The sequence below is a fragment of the Saccharopolyspora erythraea genome, from assembly GCF_018141105.1.
Taxonomy (GTDB): Bacteria; Actinomycetota; Actinomycetes; order Mycobacteriales; family Pseudonocardiaceae; genus Saccharopolyspora_D; species Saccharopolyspora_D erythraea_A.
Map to the genome: position 1 here is coordinate 2,075,615 of NZ_CP054839.1, position 15,323 is coordinate 2,090,937.

Annotated in this window: 14 protein-coding genes; 8 read left to right on the top strand and 6 right to left on the bottom strand. The window is 70.5% G+C overall.

Annotated elements, in window-relative coordinates:
- Positions 1-63 precede the first annotated feature (63 nt).
- Positions 64-666, bottom strand: coding sequence for a class I SAM-dependent methyltransferase (locus tag HUO13_RS09580; protein WP_211901062.1), 603 nt, complete (start codon positions 664-666; stop codon positions 64-66).
- A gap of 137 nt (positions 667-803) precedes the next feature.
- Between HUO13_RS09580 and lepA the strand changes: the two genes are divergently transcribed.
- Both lepA and HUO13_RS09590 read left to right on the top strand, forming a co-directional pair.
- The gene (gene lepA, locus HUO13_RS09585; protein WP_211901064.1) at positions 804-2,657 is read left to right on the top strand and encodes a translation elongation factor 4; all 1,854 of its coding nucleotides are present in this window, start codon (positions 804-806) and stop codon (positions 2,655-2,657) included.
- Between the two features lie 74 nt (positions 2,658-2,731).
- Positions 2,732-3,313 (top strand): Uma2 family endonuclease, encoded by a 582-nt coding sequence (locus tag HUO13_RS09590; RefSeq protein ID WP_249124571.1) that lies wholly within the window; start codon positions 2,732-2,734, stop codon positions 3,311-3,313.
- 33 nt (positions 3,314-3,346) lie between these two features.
- Here the strand turns inward: HUO13_RS09590 and HUO13_RS09595 are convergent, their stop codons facing one another.
- A complete protein-coding gene (locus tag HUO13_RS09595; protein WP_211901066.1) occupies positions 3,347-4,813 on the bottom strand; it encodes an XRE family transcriptional regulator in 1,467 nt (488 codons plus the stop codon).
- Between the two features lie 119 nt (positions 4,814-4,932).
- Between HUO13_RS09595 and aceA the strand changes: the two genes are divergently transcribed.
- The 3 genes from aceA (at position 4,933) to HUO13_RS09610 (ending at position 8,227) form a co-directional block, all read left to right on the top strand.
- Positions 4,933-6,240 carry an isocitrate lyase gene (gene aceA / locus HUO13_RS09600; protein ID WP_211901067.1) on the top strand — a complete coding sequence of 436 codons (1,308 nt, stop codon included), beginning with the start codon at positions 4,933-4,935 and terminating at the stop codon, positions 6,238-6,240.
- A 253-nt stretch (positions 6,241-6,493) separates the two neighbouring features.
- On the top strand, positions 6,494-7,543 hold the full coding sequence (locus HUO13_RS09605; protein ID WP_211901068.1) for an NAD(P)H-dependent flavin oxidoreductase: 1,050 nt from the start codon (positions 6,494-6,496) through the stop codon (positions 7,541-7,543).
- A 54-nt stretch (positions 7,544-7,597) separates the two neighbouring features.
- Positions 7,598-8,227, top strand: a complete 630-nt coding sequence (locus HUO13_RS09610) for an MOSC domain-containing protein (protein WP_249124574.1) — start codon at positions 7,598-7,600, stop codon at positions 8,225-8,227.
- 7 nt (positions 8,228-8,234) lie between these two features.
- Here the strand turns inward: HUO13_RS09610 and HUO13_RS09615 are convergent, their stop codons facing one another.
- The 4 genes from HUO13_RS09615 to HUO13_RS09630 form a co-directional block, all read right to left on the bottom strand.
- Positions 8,235-9,239 carry a methyltransferase gene (locus HUO13_RS09615; protein ID WP_249124575.1) on the bottom strand — a complete coding sequence of 335 codons (1,005 nt, stop codon included), beginning with the start codon at positions 9,237-9,239 and terminating at the stop codon, positions 8,235-8,237.
- Positions 9,240-9,334: 95 nt separating this feature from the next.
- Positions 9,335-9,859, bottom strand: a complete 525-nt coding sequence (locus HUO13_RS09620) for a hypothetical protein (RefSeq protein WP_211901070.1) — start codon at positions 9,857-9,859, stop codon at positions 9,335-9,337.
- Positions 9,856-10,362, bottom strand: a complete 507-nt coding sequence (locus HUO13_RS09625; RefSeq protein WP_211901071.1) for a SigE family RNA polymerase sigma factor — start codon at positions 10,360-10,362, stop codon at positions 9,856-9,858. Before HUO13_RS09625 ends, HUO13_RS09620 begins: the two co-directional genes overlap by 4 nt.
- A gap of 133 nt (positions 10,363-10,495) precedes the next feature.
- A complete protein-coding gene (locus HUO13_RS09630) occupies positions 10,496-10,939 on the bottom strand; it encodes a VOC family protein (RefSeq protein ID WP_211901073.1) in 444 nt (147 codons plus the stop codon).
- A 239-nt stretch (positions 10,940-11,178) separates the two neighbouring features.
- Between HUO13_RS09630 and HUO13_RS09635 the strand changes: the two genes are divergently transcribed.
- From HUO13_RS09635 to HUO13_RS09645, 3 genes are all read left to right on the top strand, one after another.
- Positions 11,179-12,678 carry a CoA-acylating methylmalonate-semialdehyde dehydrogenase gene (locus HUO13_RS09635; RefSeq protein ID WP_211901074.1) on the top strand — a complete coding sequence of 500 codons (1,500 nt, stop codon included), beginning with the start codon at positions 11,179-11,181 and terminating at the stop codon, positions 12,676-12,678.
- Between the two features lie 292 nt (positions 12,679-12,970).
- Complete coding sequence (locus tag HUO13_RS09640; RefSeq protein ID WP_211901075.1) at positions 12,971-14,140, top strand: isobutyryl-CoA dehydrogenase; 1,170 nt, start codon at positions 12,971-12,973, stop codon at positions 14,138-14,140.
- A 118-nt stretch (positions 14,141-14,258) separates the two neighbouring features.
- Positions 14,259-15,299 carry an enoyl-CoA hydratase/isomerase family protein gene (locus tag HUO13_RS09645; protein ID WP_211901077.1) on the top strand — a complete coding sequence of 347 codons (1,041 nt, stop codon included), beginning with the start codon at positions 14,259-14,261 and terminating at the stop codon, positions 15,297-15,299.
- The last annotated feature ends 24 nt before the right edge of the window (positions 15,300-15,323 follow it).

Here is a 15,323-nt window from a genome sequence, read left to right on the forward strand (position 1 = left end):
CGCCAAGGCAACGACCGGGCGCCACCTCCGGCCGCCGGGAGCCGGCGGCCGGGGGTAGCCGCCTCACACGGTCGCGCGGCGGGCTCGGAGCTGGGCCTGCGGTGGTGCGGCACGGCCCGGCGGCTCCCACGCCCAGGTCTGGACCTCGTCGAACCCCGCCTCGCGGGCGTCGCGGGACAGTCCCGCGCGTCCGCCGGGCAGCCAGCGTTCGTGCGTGGACACCAGCAGCAGTCCGCCCGGCCGCAGCACCCGGTGCAGCTCCGCCAGCGCGATCGCCCGGTCGGGCCAGAGCTGCGCGTTGTTCACCGACAGGACGACGTCGCAGGAGACGTCCGGCAGGCTGGTGTCCTCGGCCGTCGCGTCCCGCAGCTCGACCTTCCCGGCCGCGACCAGCGACGCGCAGCGCTGAGCGGCCGACCTGCGCATCCGTTCCGACGGCTCGACGCCCACCGCCCAGGCGGCCCGCTCACCCGCCGCGAGCAGGCCGACACCGGGACCGGGACCGATGACGGCCACCCGCTCGTCGCCGCTCAGCCGCGCGAGTTCCACCACCTGGAGTTCGGTGGCCGCGTTGGTGCGCGCCATGAGCACCCCGCCCAGCCTGCCGAGGATGCCGCGCGGGTGCCCGAACGCCGTGTCCAGGACATGTGTGTCGAAACCGCTCATAGCACCAGCACACACCGGCGCGGGCGCGCTCACATCGGGGAAGACCCGGAGTTGGACATCGAGCACCCGCGGTGGCGTGGGACCATGGAGTGAATCCGCACGAGCTTCCCGCACGGACCACCCGCAAGGAACACTGAGTGAGCAGCTTCGCCGACACCACGTTCACGCCCCCGGAGCGCATCCGGAACTTCTGCATCATCGCCCACATCGACCACGGCAAGTCGACCTTGGCCGACCGGATGTTGCAGCTCACGGGGGTGCTCGACGAGCGCGCCTACCGGGACCAGTACCTCGACCGGATGGACATCGAGCGCGAGCGCGGCATCACGATCAAGGCGCAGAACGTGCGGCTGCCGTGGGAGGTCGACGGCACCGAGCACGTCCTGCACATGATCGACACCCCCGGCCACGTGGACTTCACCTACGAGGTGAGCCGGTCGCTGGCGGCGTGCGAGGGCGCGATCCTGCTGGTCGACGCCGCGCAGGGCATCGAGGCGCAGACGCTGGCCAACCTGTACCTGGCGATGGAGCACGACCTGCAGATCGTGCCGGTGCTCAACAAGATCGACCTGCCCGCCGCCGAGCCGGAGAAGTACGCCGCGGAGCTCGCGCACATCATCGGCTGCGAGCCCTCCGACGTCCTGCGGGTGTCGGCCAAGACCGGCGAGGGCGTCAGCGACGTGCTCGACGAGGTCGTCCGGCAGGTGCCCGCGCCGGAGGGCGAGCACGACTCCCCGCCGCGCGCGATGATCTTCGACTCGGTCTACGACACCTACCGCGGCGTGGTCACCTACATCCGGGTCGTCGACGGCCGCATCACCCCGCGCCAGCGGATCCGGATGATGTCCACCGGCGCCACCCACGAGCTGCTGGAGGTCGGGATCATCTCGCCCGACCCGAAGGTGTCGAAGGGCCTCGGCGTCGGCGAGGTCGGCTACCTCATCACCGGTGTGAAGGACGTGCGCCAGTCCAAGGTCGGCGACACCGTCACCGCCGAGAAGGGCGGCGCGAAGCGGGCGCTGAGCGGCTACCGCGAGCCCCAGCCGATGGTGTACTCGGGCCTGTACCCGATGGACGGCTCGGACTACCCGCTGCTGCGCGAGGCGCTGGACAAGCTGCAGCTCAACGACGCGGCGCTGACCTACGAGCCGGAGACCTCCGGCGCGCTGGGCTTCGGCTTCCGCTGCGGCTTCCTGGGCCTGCTGCACCTGGAGATCACCCGCGACCGGCTGGAGCGGGAGTTCAACCTCAGCCTCATCTCGACCGCCCCGAACGTCGTCTACCACGTGCGGATGGAGGACGGCTCCGAGGAGGAGGTCACCAACCCCTCGGACTGGCCGGAGGGCAAGATCGGGGAGGTCCACGAGCCGATCGCCAAGTGCACGGTGATCGCGCCCTCGGAGTTCGTCGGCACGATCATGGAGTTGTGCCAGGGCAGGCGCGGCCAGCTCAACGGCATGGACTACCTGTCGGAGAGCCGGGTCGAGCTGCGCTACACGCTGCCGCTGGCCGAGATCGTGTTCGACTTCTTCGACCAGCTCAAGTCCCGCACCCGCGGCTACGCGTCGATGGACTACGAGGAGGCCGGGACCCAGGCGTCCAACCTGGTCAAGGTCGACATCCTGCTACAGGGCGAGCCGGTGGACGCCTTCAGCGCGATCGTGCACCGCGACGCCGCCTACGCCTACGGCACGAAGATGGCGACCAAGCTGCGCGAGCTGATCCCGCGCCAGCAGTTCGAGGTGCCCATCCAGGCTGCCATCGGCTCTCGGATCATCGCCCGGGAGACCATCCGCGCGATCCGCAAGGACGTCCTCGCCAAGTGCTACGGCGGTGACATCAGCCGGAAGCGCAAGCTGCTGGAGAAGCAGAAGGAAGGCAAGAAGCGGATGAAGACCATCGGCCGCGTCGAGGTCCCGCAGGAAGCCTTCGTCGCCGCGCTCTCGACCGACGAGGGCGGCAAGGACGACAAGGGCAAGGGCAAGAAGTAGCGCAGCGTGCTCGGCTGGTAACTCTCTGTCGGTGCCGTCTGGTTGACTTTCCGTCGATCAGAAAGGAGGGCACCATGGCAATCATGGCAGCGGAGTCCGGTTCGCACGGCATCGTCCAAGGTCGCCCGTTCACGGTGTACGACCTGGAGGCGATGCCCGATGACGGCAACCGGTACGAGCTCCTCGACGGGATGCTCCTCGTGACCCCGGCACCGGGGCTGAAGCACCAGAAGTTCGCCTACCGCTTGTACCGGATACTCGAGGACGCCGTTCCAGACCATCTCGACGTGGTGGGAGCGCCGTTTGCGGTCCGCGCATCGGTGAACACCGAGCTCCAACCGGATGTGCTGGTGGCCCGGGACGAAGACCTCACTGAGGCGAACCTGCCGGTCGCGCCAGTGCTGGCCGTCGAGGTGCTGTCGCCGAGTACGCGGCTGTACGACCTGAACTCCAAGAAGGCGGCCTACGAACGGCTCGGAGTGCAGAGCTACTGGGTGATCGACCCGGCGATCCCGCGTCTGACCGCGTTCGAGCTCGACGACTCCGGGGAGTACGAGCTGATCGCCAAGGTCAGCGGCCCGGAAGCGTTCGAAGCCGAACATCCGTTCAAGGTCCGGGTCGTGCCTGCTGAGCTGATGCCTTCGCAGCGGCGCTGACCGGGTGAACCGGCAGCCGTGGCGGCTGCCGGCTCAGCCCTGGTGGGCGTCCAGGAACGCGTAGACGTCGGCTTCGTCGACGCCGGGGAAGGTGTCCGAGGGCAGGGCGGCGAGCACGTGGGAGTGCGCCCGCGCCGAGGGCCACACCATGCCCTGCCAGCGGTTGGCCAGCTCGGCGGGCGGGCGCTGGCAGCACTCGCCGTTCGGGCAGGACGACTTGGAGTGGTTGGTGGTGTCCCGCCCGCGGAACCACCTCGACTCGGTGTAGGGCACGCCCAGCGTGATGGCGAAGTCCCGGCCCCGGCTGGGGTCGACGTGGGCGACGCACCAGTGGGTGGCGCCGGGCTTGTCGGTGTACTGGTAGTAGGTCGAGTACCGGTCGGGGGAGGCGAACACCTGCCGGCCCGCCCAGTGCCGGCACATCCGCTGGCCCTCGATCGCCCCCGACGGATCGCTGGGGAAGACCAGCCCGTCGTTCTCGTAGGCCTTGTAGATGATGCCGGTCTCGTCGTTGCGCACGAAGTGGCACACCAGGTCGAGGTACTCGGTGGCGAGGTTGGTGAAGCGGTGCGCGGCCATCTCGTAGGACACCGAGAAGACGTCGCGCAGGTCCTCCACAGCCAGGTCGCGGTCCTGCTTGGCCTGGCGCAGGAAGCTCGCCGCCGCCTTCTCCGGCACCAGCACCGCCGCGGCGAAGTAGTTGGCCTCGACCCGCTGGCGCAGGAAGTCGGCGAAGTCCCGCGGCTGGCTGTGACCGAGCGTGAGGTGCCCCAGGGTCTGCAGCAGGATCGTGCGGGGGCTGTGCATGCCCAGCGACTCCCGGCGCAGGAAGATGCGGTGGTGGCGCAGGTCGGTCACCGACCGCACCGAGCGCGGGAGGTCGTTGACGAACCGCAGCCCGTAGCCCAGGTGGGTGGCGATGGACTGGATGACGCCCTCGGACAGCGCCCCGCCGTGGTAGCCGACCTTGTCCAGGATGCCGGCCGCCGCCTTCTCGATCTCCGGGAAGTAGTTGCCGTGCTCGCGCATGGTGCGCCGCAGCTCCGCGTTGGCCTTGCGGGCCTCCTCCGGCGTGGCGACCTGCTTGTTCTCCCGCCGCTTGAGCTCGTCGTACAGGCCCAGCACGTGCTCCAGCGCCTCGGTGGGCACCCGCTTGCCCACCTTCAGCGGGGGCAGCGACAGCCGCTGGTACAGCGGGTCGAGCTGGGCCTGCTCGACCGCGATCTCCAGCTCGGCGCGCCGGTTCGGCGGCTTCTTGGACATCAGTTCATCGACCGAGCTGCCCAGCGCTTCGGCGAGCGAGCGCAGCAGCGACAGCTTCGGCTCCCGGTGGCCGTTCTCCAGCAGGGAGAGCTGCGAGGGAGCCCGGCCGACGCGTTCGCCCAGCTCGACGAGGGTCAGACCGGCCGCCCGGCGCAGGTGGCGCAGGCGTTGACCGAAGACCAGAAGGTCCTGGTCGGTAGAAAAATTACGGTCTTCTTCGGCGATGAACTCCGGCATGGGGTTGATGCTAGCAGAAATATCGCGAAATTTACCACGGAATTCTTCTACTCTTTTGGTCTTGGGCGTCCAACACTGGAGACATCACGCCGCGAGAGCCACCCTGAAAGGTGAACATCATGAGCTCCATCCGCGAGAGGGCGATCAAGGCCGCCGAGGAACTTCAGCGCGAGTGGGACACCGACCCTCGTTGGAAGGGCATCGAGCGCACCTACTCCGCCGGTGACGTCATCCGCCTCCGCGGGTCGGTGAGGGAAGAGCACACGCTGGCCCGCCAGGGCGCCGAGCGGCTGTGGAAGCTGCTCCACGAGAACGACTACATCAACTCCCTCGGCGCGCTGACCGGCAACCAGGCCGTCCAGCAGGTCCGGGCGGGTCTGAGGGCCATCTACCTGTCCGGCTGGCAGGTCGCCGCCGACGCCAACCTGGCGGGCGAGACCTACCCCGACCAGAGCCTCTACCCGGCCAACTCGGTCCCGGCCGTGGTCCGCCGCATCAACAACGCGCTGCGCCGCGCCGACCAGATCAACTGGGCCGAGGCGCTGGACCCGGAGGCCGGCGAGCCGGAGAACATCCACTGGCTGGCGCCGATCGTGGCCGACGCCGAGGCCGGCTTCGGCGGCACGCTCAACGCCTACGAGCTGATGAAGGGCATGATCGCCGCGGGTGCGGCCGGTGTGCACTGGGAGGACCAGCTTGCCTCCGAGAAGAAGTGCGGCCACCTGGGCGGCAAGGTCCTCATCCCGACCAGCCAGCACGTCAAGACGCTGAACGCGGCCCGGCTGGCCGCCGACGTCGCCGGCGTGCCCTCGCTGGTCGTCGCGCGCACCGACGCGCAGGCCGCGACGCTGCTGACCAGCGACGTCGACGAGCGCGACCAGAAGTTCATCACCGGTGAGCGCACCGCGGAGGGCTTCTACAAGGTCACCAACGGCATCGAGCCCTGCATCACCCGCGGTCTGGCCTACGCGCCGCACGCGGACCTGATCTGGATGGAGACCTCGAAGCCGGACCTGGAGGTCGCCAAGCAGTTCGCCGAGGCGATCAAGGCCCAGTACCCGGACCAGATGCTGGCCTACAACTGCTCGCCGTCGTTCAACTGGAAGAAGAACCTGGACGACAGCACCATCGCCAAGTTCCAGCGCGAGCTCGGCCACATGGGCTACAAGTTCCAGTTCATCACCCTGGCGGGCTTCCACTCGCTGAACTACAGCATGTTCGACCTGGCCAAGGGCTACGCGCAGGACGGCATGACCTCCTACGTGGACCTGCAGGAGCGCGAGTTCGCCGCGGAGAAGGACGGCTACACCGCGACCCGCCACCAGCGCGAGGCCGGTACCGGTTACTTCGACCTGCTCAGCACCGCGATCAGCCCGGACTCCTCGACCACCGCCCTGGCGGGTTCGACCGAGACCGCGCAGTTCTGATCCAGGCGGCGTGAAAGACCGTGGGCCGCCCGCCCAGCCAGGGCGGCCCACCCCAGACGCACCAGCGGCCCTGTGGCGGGGTGTCGGATGAAACGCGATGGTGCGAGTGGGCGGGAACCCAGGCGTCGGGTTCCCGCCCACTTTTTCATGCGTGCCAACGCAAAAGACCCCGCCAGCGGGCGTCTTGGAGGTCACCTGTGGGCTTCACGACGGAGTGCTGCGTCCCCCGTGGGGCGGGGATAGTGTGCGGGGCATGATCGCAGAGCGAGCGGTGCCGGTGATCGCCGCGCCGATGGCGGGCGGCATCTCGACCCCGGAGCTGGCGGCGGCGGTGAGCTCCGCGGGTGGTTTCGGTTTCCTGGCCGCCGGATACCTGACCGAGGAAGCGCTGGGCGTGCAGGTCGCCCGCGTCCGCGAACTCACCGACGAGCCGTTCGGGGTCAACCTCTTCGTGCCCGGTGAGCGCCGCGATGTCGACCTCGACGCCTATCGGGCCGCGGTCGACGAGGAGGCCGGCCGCTACGGCGTGCGGGCGGGCACCGGGCACTGGGACGACGACCTCTACCAGGCGAAGGTGGAGCTCGTGCTGCAACAGCGGGTGCCGGTGGCCTCGTTCACCTTCGGCGCACCGGAGAAGTCCACCGTGGACCGGTTGCACGAGGCGGGGACCGAAGTGGTCGTGACCGTCACGACGCCGCAGGAGGCGCGCATCGCCGCCGACCTCGGTGCCGACCTGCTGTGCGTGCAGGGCTTCGAGGCGGGCGGGCACCGCGCGACGTTCGAGGACGACGGCCGGTCCCCCGGAGGCGGCCCGCTCTACGGGCTGCTGGCCGCGCTCAGGACCGTCTCCGCCGAGGTCGACCTGCCGCTGGTCGCCACCGGCGGCCTGGTGCACGGCGCCGACGTGGCCGCGGTGCTCTCGGCAGGTGCGGTGGCAGCTCAGCTCGGCACCGCGTTCCTGGTGTGCGAGGAGGCGGGCACCCAGACGACCCAGCGGACGGCGATCGCCGCCGGCAACCGCGAGACCGCGCTGACCAGGGCTTTCAGTGGCCGTCCGGCGCGCGGGCTGGTGAACCGGTTCCTCGCCGAGCACAGCGCCGACGCGCCCGCGGCTTACCCGCAGCTGCACAACCTGACCAAGCCGATGCGCGGCGCCGCGGGCAAGGCCGGCGACCCGGAGGCCATGTCGCTGTGGGCGGGCCAGACCTACGCCCAGGCGCGCCCGACGACCGCCGCCGAACTGGTGCGGTTGCTGACCGACGAGGCCCGAGAGGCGCTGGACTCGGCCAGCCGCCGGCTGTGAGGTCGAGCGAAAAGCGCTTGCCCGCACGCCTCACCCAGCGGCTACGTTGACCCGGTGGGTTATGTGGCTTCGGTGAACGTCGCGGTCGTGCGGACCGGTCCCTGGACGGGACGCGTAGGGCGGTCCGGGATCGACAAGCGACCGTCGGACGAGCCGGTGAAGTTCACCGAGTCGGGAGTGCTCGGCGACACCGTGTGCGACACCTTGCACCACGGCGCCTGGTACCAGGCCGCCTACGCGTTCGACACCGAGGACCTGGCGCACTGGTCGCGGGAGATCGGCGGCGAGCTGGTGCCCGGCAACGCGGGCGAGAACCTGAGCATGTCCGGCTGCGACGTCAGCAACGCCGTGGTCGGTGAGCGGTGGCGGATCGGCTCCGTCGTGCTCCGGGTGACCGGACCGCGCAACCCGTGCAGCGTCTTCGCCGGCTTCTGGGACGTCAAGGGCCTGGTCAAGCGGTTCACCGCGCACGGGCGTCCCGGGGCCTACCTGGCGGTGGAGGAGTCCGGGGTCGTCTCGGCGGGCGACGCGCGGGAGGTGCTGTCCCGCCCGGAACACGGCGTGCGGGTGTTCGACGTCTTCGCGCTGTGCATGCAGCGGCGCAAGGAGCTCGCCGAACGCGTCGCCCCGGTGCTGCCGGACCTGCCGGAGAAGTGGCGGGCGCACGTCGTCAAGGCGATGTGACCACTGCTCACGCGCCCGCGGCGCATTCGATGACGCAGTAGCCGTTGTCCAGCCGGGCCACGCCGACCACCGCCAGCTCCGCCGCGGCGGCGATGCGGCGGGTGGCCTCGAGATCGCGCATCCGCCCGCCGACGTAGACCATCATCCGCAGGTCCACCTCGGTGTAGAGCTGCATGACGTCCGGGCCCGCGGTCAGCTCGACGACGAGCACCCGGCCGTGCGGGCCGGCGGCGTCGGCGCACCGCCGCAGGATGCGCACGGCGTCCTCGTCGTCCCAGTCGTTGAGGACGTCGCAGAGCACGAAGGCGTCGGCGACCACCGGCAGCGGGTCGAAGAAGCTGGCCGCCACGGTCTCGATCCGCTCGTCGAACCCGTGTTCCCGCAGGTGCCCGGCCGCCCGCAGCACCGGGGCGGCGAGGTCGACGAGGATTCCGCGCAACTCCGGATGCGCCCGCAGTATCTCGCCCAGCAGCACGCCCTCCCCGCCGCCGACGTCGGCGACCGCGCGGTAGCGGCCCCAGTCGTGGGCGGCCACCACGCCGGGTGCGATCGCCCTGGTCTTGGCCGCCATCAGGGCGTCGAAGGAGTCCGACAGCCGCGGGCTGTGCTCCAGGTCCTCCCAGAACGTGCGGCCGAACGCGGTCCGGTAGGCGGTGTGGCGACCCCTCACCTGTTCGATGAGCTCGACGAACGCCATGTCGGCGCGCCCGATGGCGCCGTCGAGGTCCAGCCACGCGCGGGCGCCGTGCGGCGCGTCGGACTGCAGGGCGCGGGAAGCCTCGTTCGGTCCGAAGACATCGGGTTCGGGTTCCTCGAACACCCCCCTGTGGACCAGGAAGCGCAGCACCCGGCCGAGGGGGTCGGCGTCGGCGCGGCAGCTCCGCGCGAGTTCGGCGAGCGCGACCGGGCCGCCGCTGACGAGGTCGGCGACGCCGAGGGTGGCCGCGGTCCGCACCGCGAAGGGCGTGACCAGGTCGGCCATCGCCAGTACATCCAGCGGCTCGGATGACATGCCACGAGAGTAGCCAGGCGACGTCGATCTCGCGGTGCGGAGAGCGGTGCCGGTGACCGTCCACTGCGGACCGGGACGGCCACCGGCGGGCCGGGTCAGGGGCGCGGTGCCGCCGCGCTGCTCGGCGGTTCGGCCGGGAAGCTCCGCGTCGGCTCGGCGGGGAAGCTCGGCTCGGCCCCGGGTACCGGTACCGGTTCCGCTCCTGGTGGCGGCACCGGGACCGGCACCGGCCCCGGAGGCGGCACGGGCACCGCGTCCGGCGGCGGCACCGGGACCGATGACTCGGGCGGGTGCGGTGCCGGGACCGACGACTCGGGCGGCTGCGGTACCGGCAACGAGGGCGGCGGCGGGACCGGGGCCGGGATCGACGCCGGTGGCGGCTGCTCGAAACCCTGCCGCGCGGGCTCGATGTCCTGCGTCCCGGCACCGCCGGCGAACGCCGCGGCGCCGAAGACGACCCCGCCCACCACCGTCGACAGTCCGGCCACGGTGACCGCCCAGCGCGCGCGGAGCTTGCGTCGGCCCTGGCGGACGATCTCCTCCCGCCGGATGTCGAGCTCGGGCTCCGGCCCGACGGCTCTGTTCAGCATGTCGCGGATCTCCTCGTCATCCCAGTTCATCGGTACCCCCCTGTCGCGGGTTGGGCGGAGCCGAGCAGCTTGCGCAGAGCGGCCAGCCCGCGAGCGGTCTGGCTCTTCACCGTCCCCGTGCTGCACCCGAGCAGTTGCGCGGTCGACTCCACGGACTGGTCCTCCCAGTACCGCAGCACCACCGCCGCCCGCTGCCCGGGCGGTAGCGCCGCCAGGGCGTTGCGCAGGTCGACGGTCTCGCCGACGTCGTCGGCCGGGGTGCCGCGCTCGGGGACCTCCGGCAGCGCGGTCTCGCGCTTGCGGAAGCTCCGCCTGGACTCGTCGATCGCGCTGCGCACCAGCACCTGCCGCGCGTAGGCGTCGACGTTGCCGCCGCGGTTGATCCGGGGCCAGGCCACGTAAATCTTGGTCAACGCGGTCTGGACCAGGTCCTCGGCCCGGTGCCAGTCGCCGCACAGCAGGAACGCGGTGCGGCGCATGCTCACCACCCGGGCGTCGAAGTACTCGGCGAACTCCTCGTCACGCTGTTTCAAGCCTCGCCCCCTCCCGTCGGACGGTAATACGGGTCCGGGCGGCCGGCAGGTTGTCAGGCCGACGCGGAATTCTTCCGCCGAGTTGGACGGCCGGTGCCGAGGTCGGGCTCCCGCCGTCGCCGGGACAGCCCGGTCACAGGCCGTAGACCCCGTCGGTGACGGCCCGGGGAGCGCCGGGGCTGCCCTGGGTTACGTCCCAGGTCCAGAACTCGACGACGTTGTGGTCCGGGTCGGCGACGTAGGCCGACCTAGCGTTGCCCGGCCCGAACTCCACCTCGTCGACCACACCGCCGCGCGACCGGACGCCCTCGACGACCGCGTCGTAGTCCTCGGCCGCCACTGACAGCGCGTAGTGCACGTGGACTCCGCCCCGCGCCCGTGAGATCCCAAGCGCGGGCTTCCACAGGCCGATCCGCGTACCGCCGGCCAGGACCCAGACGGCCTCCCGGCCGCGGAAGCCCTCGCCCTCCCAGCGTTCGATCAACGGGAAGCCGAGGACCTCGGTGTAGAAGCGCTCGGCCGCTTCGAGGTCCGCGACCTCCAGGACCAGCTCGTTGACGCCCGCGGTACGAATCATCGCTGTTCTCCTATATAGAAAAGTGACTATATGAGGTGAACCTAGCCGTCCTTGATCGGCTCGGCAACGGGTCGCGTTCCCGTGTGGGTGAACCGGAGGGGGCGCACGCGTCGCCCGGAGGGGCATCATGTGACGTAGGACACCTGTTGCGATGGCTCGGAATTTGGGAAAGATTGGAGTACAAAAGGTTTGGCTTCCGAGTATCTGGAAGTGACGGCGGGCGAAGGGTGCGTTGCGTTATGACCAACGAGCTTGGGCACTTCATCGGCGGGAAGCGAGTGGCGGGAACGTCGGGTTCCTTCGGTGACGTGTTCGATCCGAACTCCGGCAAGGTGCAGGCCAGGGTCGCCCTGGCCGCGAAGGAGGAGGTCGAGGCGGCGGTCGCCGACGCCGCCGAGGCGCAGCCCGCCTGGGCCGCGCAGAACCCGCAGAAGCGGGCCAGGGTGCTGATGCGGTTCCTGCAGCTGGTCAACGACGAGATGGACTCGCTGGCCCGGCTGCTGGCCTCCGAGCACGGCAAGACCGTCGCCGACGCCAGGGGCGACATCCAGCGCGGCCTGGAGGTCGTCGAGTTCGCCACCGGCATCCCGCACCTGCTCAAGGGCGAGTACAGCGAGAACGCGGGCACCGGCATCGACGTCTACTCGATGCGTCAGCCGCTCGGCGTGGTCGCGGGCATCACGCCGTTCAACTTCCCGGCCATGATCCCGCTGTGGAAGGCCGCCCCGGCCATCGCGTGCGGCAACGCCTTCGTGCTCAAACCCTCCGAGCGCGACCCTTCCGTGCCGCTGCGGCTGGCCGAGCTGTTCATCGAGGCCGGGCTGCCGGCGGGCATCTTCAACGTCGTCAACGGCGACAAGACCGCCGTCGACGCGGTGCTGACCGACCCGCGCATCCAGGCCGTCGGCTTCGTCGGCTCCTCGCCGATCGCGGAGTACATCTACTCCACGGCCGCCGCCCACGGGAAGCGGGCGCAGTGCTTCGGCGGCGCCAAGAACCACATGATCGTGATGCCCGACGCCGACCTCGACCAGGTGGTGGACGCGCTGGTCGGTGCCGGCTACGGCTCGGCCGGTGAGCGCTGCATGGCCATCTCGGTGGCGGTGCCGGTCGGCGAGCCGACCGCCGAGGCACTGGTGGAGAAGCTGGTCGAACGGGTCCGGAAGCTCAAGATCGGCACCAGTTTCGACTCCGACGCCGACTTCGGGCCGCTGATCACCAAGCAGGCGTGGCAGCGGGTGCACGACCTCGTCGGCGTGGGCGTCGAGGAGGGCGCCGAGCTGCTGGTCGACGGCCGCGACTTCCGCATGGAAGGCAACGAGGACGGCTTCTTCATGGGCGCCTCGCTGTTCGACCGGGTCAAGCCGGACATGCGGATCTACCAGGAGGAGATCTTCGGGCCGGTGCTGTCGGTGGTGCGCGCCGCCGACTACGACGAGGCGCTGCGCCTGCCCAACGAGAACGAGTTCGGCAACGGCGTCGCGATCTTCACCCGTGACGGCGACGCCGCGCGCGAGTTCACCTCGCGGGTCAACACCGGCATGGTCGGGGTGAACGTGCCGATCCCGGTGCCGATCGCGTACCACACCTTCGGCGGCTGGAAGCGCTCCGGCTTCGGCGACCTCAACCAGCACGGCCCGGACTCGATCCGCTTCTACACCAAGACCAAGACGGTCACCTCCCGCTGGCCCTCCGGCCTGAAGGAAGGCGCGAGCTTCACCATCCCGACGATGAACTGAGGCCCCCGATAGGGCCTCAGAAAGGCGCGGCAGCGCCATCCGGCCGGAGGCCGGATGAGAGGTAAGCGGACTCGAAACCCCCGATGGGGCTTCAGTCAGGAGCGGCAGCGTCATCCGACCGGAGGTCGGATGACACGCAAGCGGGTGCGCAGCCTGCGCATTCACCGGCTGCGCACCCGCCCGATCACTCTCGCGGGCGGCCTCGAACAGGCCGCTCGCCAACCACTGCGCGGCAGGCCGACCGGCCGTGCCGCCGATCCGAGGCGCGACGCCGCCCGGGGAGGGAGGAGACGTGTCGGTCACGGCATCCGCACCGGCCTCGCCTTTCGAGCTGACCGAGGACCAGCGGACCATCCAGGAGACCGTCCTGGAGTTCGCCGCCGAGCGGCTCGCGCCCAACGCCGTCGAGTGGGACCAGCAGAAGCACTTCCCGACCGACGTGCTGCGCGAGGCGGGAACCCTGGGGCTCGGCGGCGTCTACGTCGACGAGCTGGTGGGCGGCAGCGGGCTCAGCAGGTTCGACTCGGTGCTGATCTTCGAGGCGCTGGCCACCGGCGACCCGTCGATCGCCGCCTACGTCTCCATCCACAACATGGTCGCCGGGATGATCGACCGCTTCGGCGACGACGAGCAGCGGCGCCGCTGGCTGCCCGCGATGTGCTCGATGGAGCGCCTGGGCAGCTACTGCCTGACCGAGCCCGAGGCCGGGTCCGACGCCGCGGCTCTGCAGACCCGTGCGGTCCGCGACGGCGACCACTACGTGCTCGACGGCGTCAAGCAGTTCATCTCCGGCGGCGGCAACTCCGACGTCTACGTCGTGATGGCCAGGACCGGCGAGCCGGGGCCGAAGGGCATCTCCACCTTCGTCGTGGAGGGCGACACGCCCGGCCTGTCGTTCGGTCCCAACGAGAAGAAGATGGGCTGGAACGCCCAGCCGACGCGCCAGGTCGTGTTCCAGGGCGTGCGGGTGCCCGCGACGCATCGGCTCGGTGATGAGGGCATCGGCTTCCGGATCGCCATGGCAGGGCTGGACGGCGGCAGGCTCAGCATCGCGGCATGCTCGCTGGGCGGCGCCCAGGCGGCGCTGGACAAGAGCCTCGGTTACGTGCACGAACGCAGCGCGTTCGGCTCCAAGCTCAGCGACTTCCAGGTGCTGCGGTTCAAACTCGCCGACATGGCCACCGAGCTGGAGGCGGCGCGGATGCTGCTCTGGCGCGCGGCCTGGGCGCTCGACGTGAAGGACCCCGCGGCCACCAGGCTGTGCGCGATGGCGAAGCGGCTGGCCACCGACGCCGGGTTCGCGGTGGCCAACGAGGCGCTTCAGATCCACGGAGGATACGGATACCTTGCCGAGTACGGCCTGGAGAAGATCGTCCGCGACCTGCGGGTGCATCAGATCCTGGAAGGTACCAACGAGATCATGCGGCTGATCATCTCCCGCGGACTGCTGGAGGCCCCGTGAGCGGCGAGTGCTCGCAGTCTCCCGCGTCGCCTTCCCGCGGCGGCGCGGTCGTCACGTGCGCCGCGCTCGGGCACGTCCGCGCAGGACGGGTGTCCCGCAAGGAACTGGAGTCGGCATCATGACAGCTTCGCCCGAGATCCTGCTCAGCGAACAGGGTGCGCTCGGACGGATCACGCTCAACCGCCCGAAGGCGCTCAACGCCCTGACCCTGGGCATGGTGCGCACGATGACCGAGACGTTGCGGCGGTGGCGCGACGCCGAGCACATCGAGGCGGTCCTGATCGACGGGGCGGGGGAGCGCGGGCTGTGCGCGGGCGGCGACATCCGCGCCCTCTACGACGCGGCCAAGGCCGGTGACGAGGAGTTCACCGCGACGTTCTGGGCCGAGGAGTACCGGCTCAACTCCGCGCTGTCGCGCTACCCGAAGCCGGTCGTGGGCCTGATGGACGGCATCACCATGGGCGGTGGCGTCGGTGTCACCGCGCACGGCTCGCACCGGGTGGTGACCGAGCGCTCCAAGATCGGCATGCCGGAGGTCGGCATCGGTTTCGTGCCCGACGTCGGCGGCACCTACCTGCTGTCCCGGACGCCCGGTGAGCTGGGCACGCACATGGCGCTGACCGGTGCGCCCGTCACCGGCGCCGACGCGATCGTGGCGGGCTTCGCCGACCACCACGTCGACAGCTCCCGGCTGGGCGAGCTGGTCGAGGGGCTGGCCGACGGCGCGGTGGACCAGGTGCTCGGAGATCTCTCCCAGCGGCCGCCGCGGGCGCCGCTGGAGGCCGAGCGCGAGTGGATCGACGCGGCGTACTCCGCCGACACCGTCGAGGAGGTCCTGCGGCGGCTGCGGGAGCGCCCGGAGGAGGCGGCGCAGAAGGCCGCCGAGACCATCGAGACCAAGTCGCCGACGTCGCTGAAGGTGACCCTGCGGTCGCTGCGCACCGGCTTCAGGTCGCTGGAGCAGGCCCTGGACCAGGAGTTCCGGGTGTCGATGGCCTGCATCCTGATCGGTGACCTGGTGGAGGGCGTGCGCGCGACGCTGGTGGACAAGGACCGCGACCCGAAGTGGTCGCCCGCGCGGCTCGACGAGGTCGACGGCGCGCTGGTGGAGAAGTTCTTCGAGCCGAGGGGCGCCGGGGAGCTCGGGCTCGACGGCTGAGCCGTCGGCGCCAGGAGAAGCGGA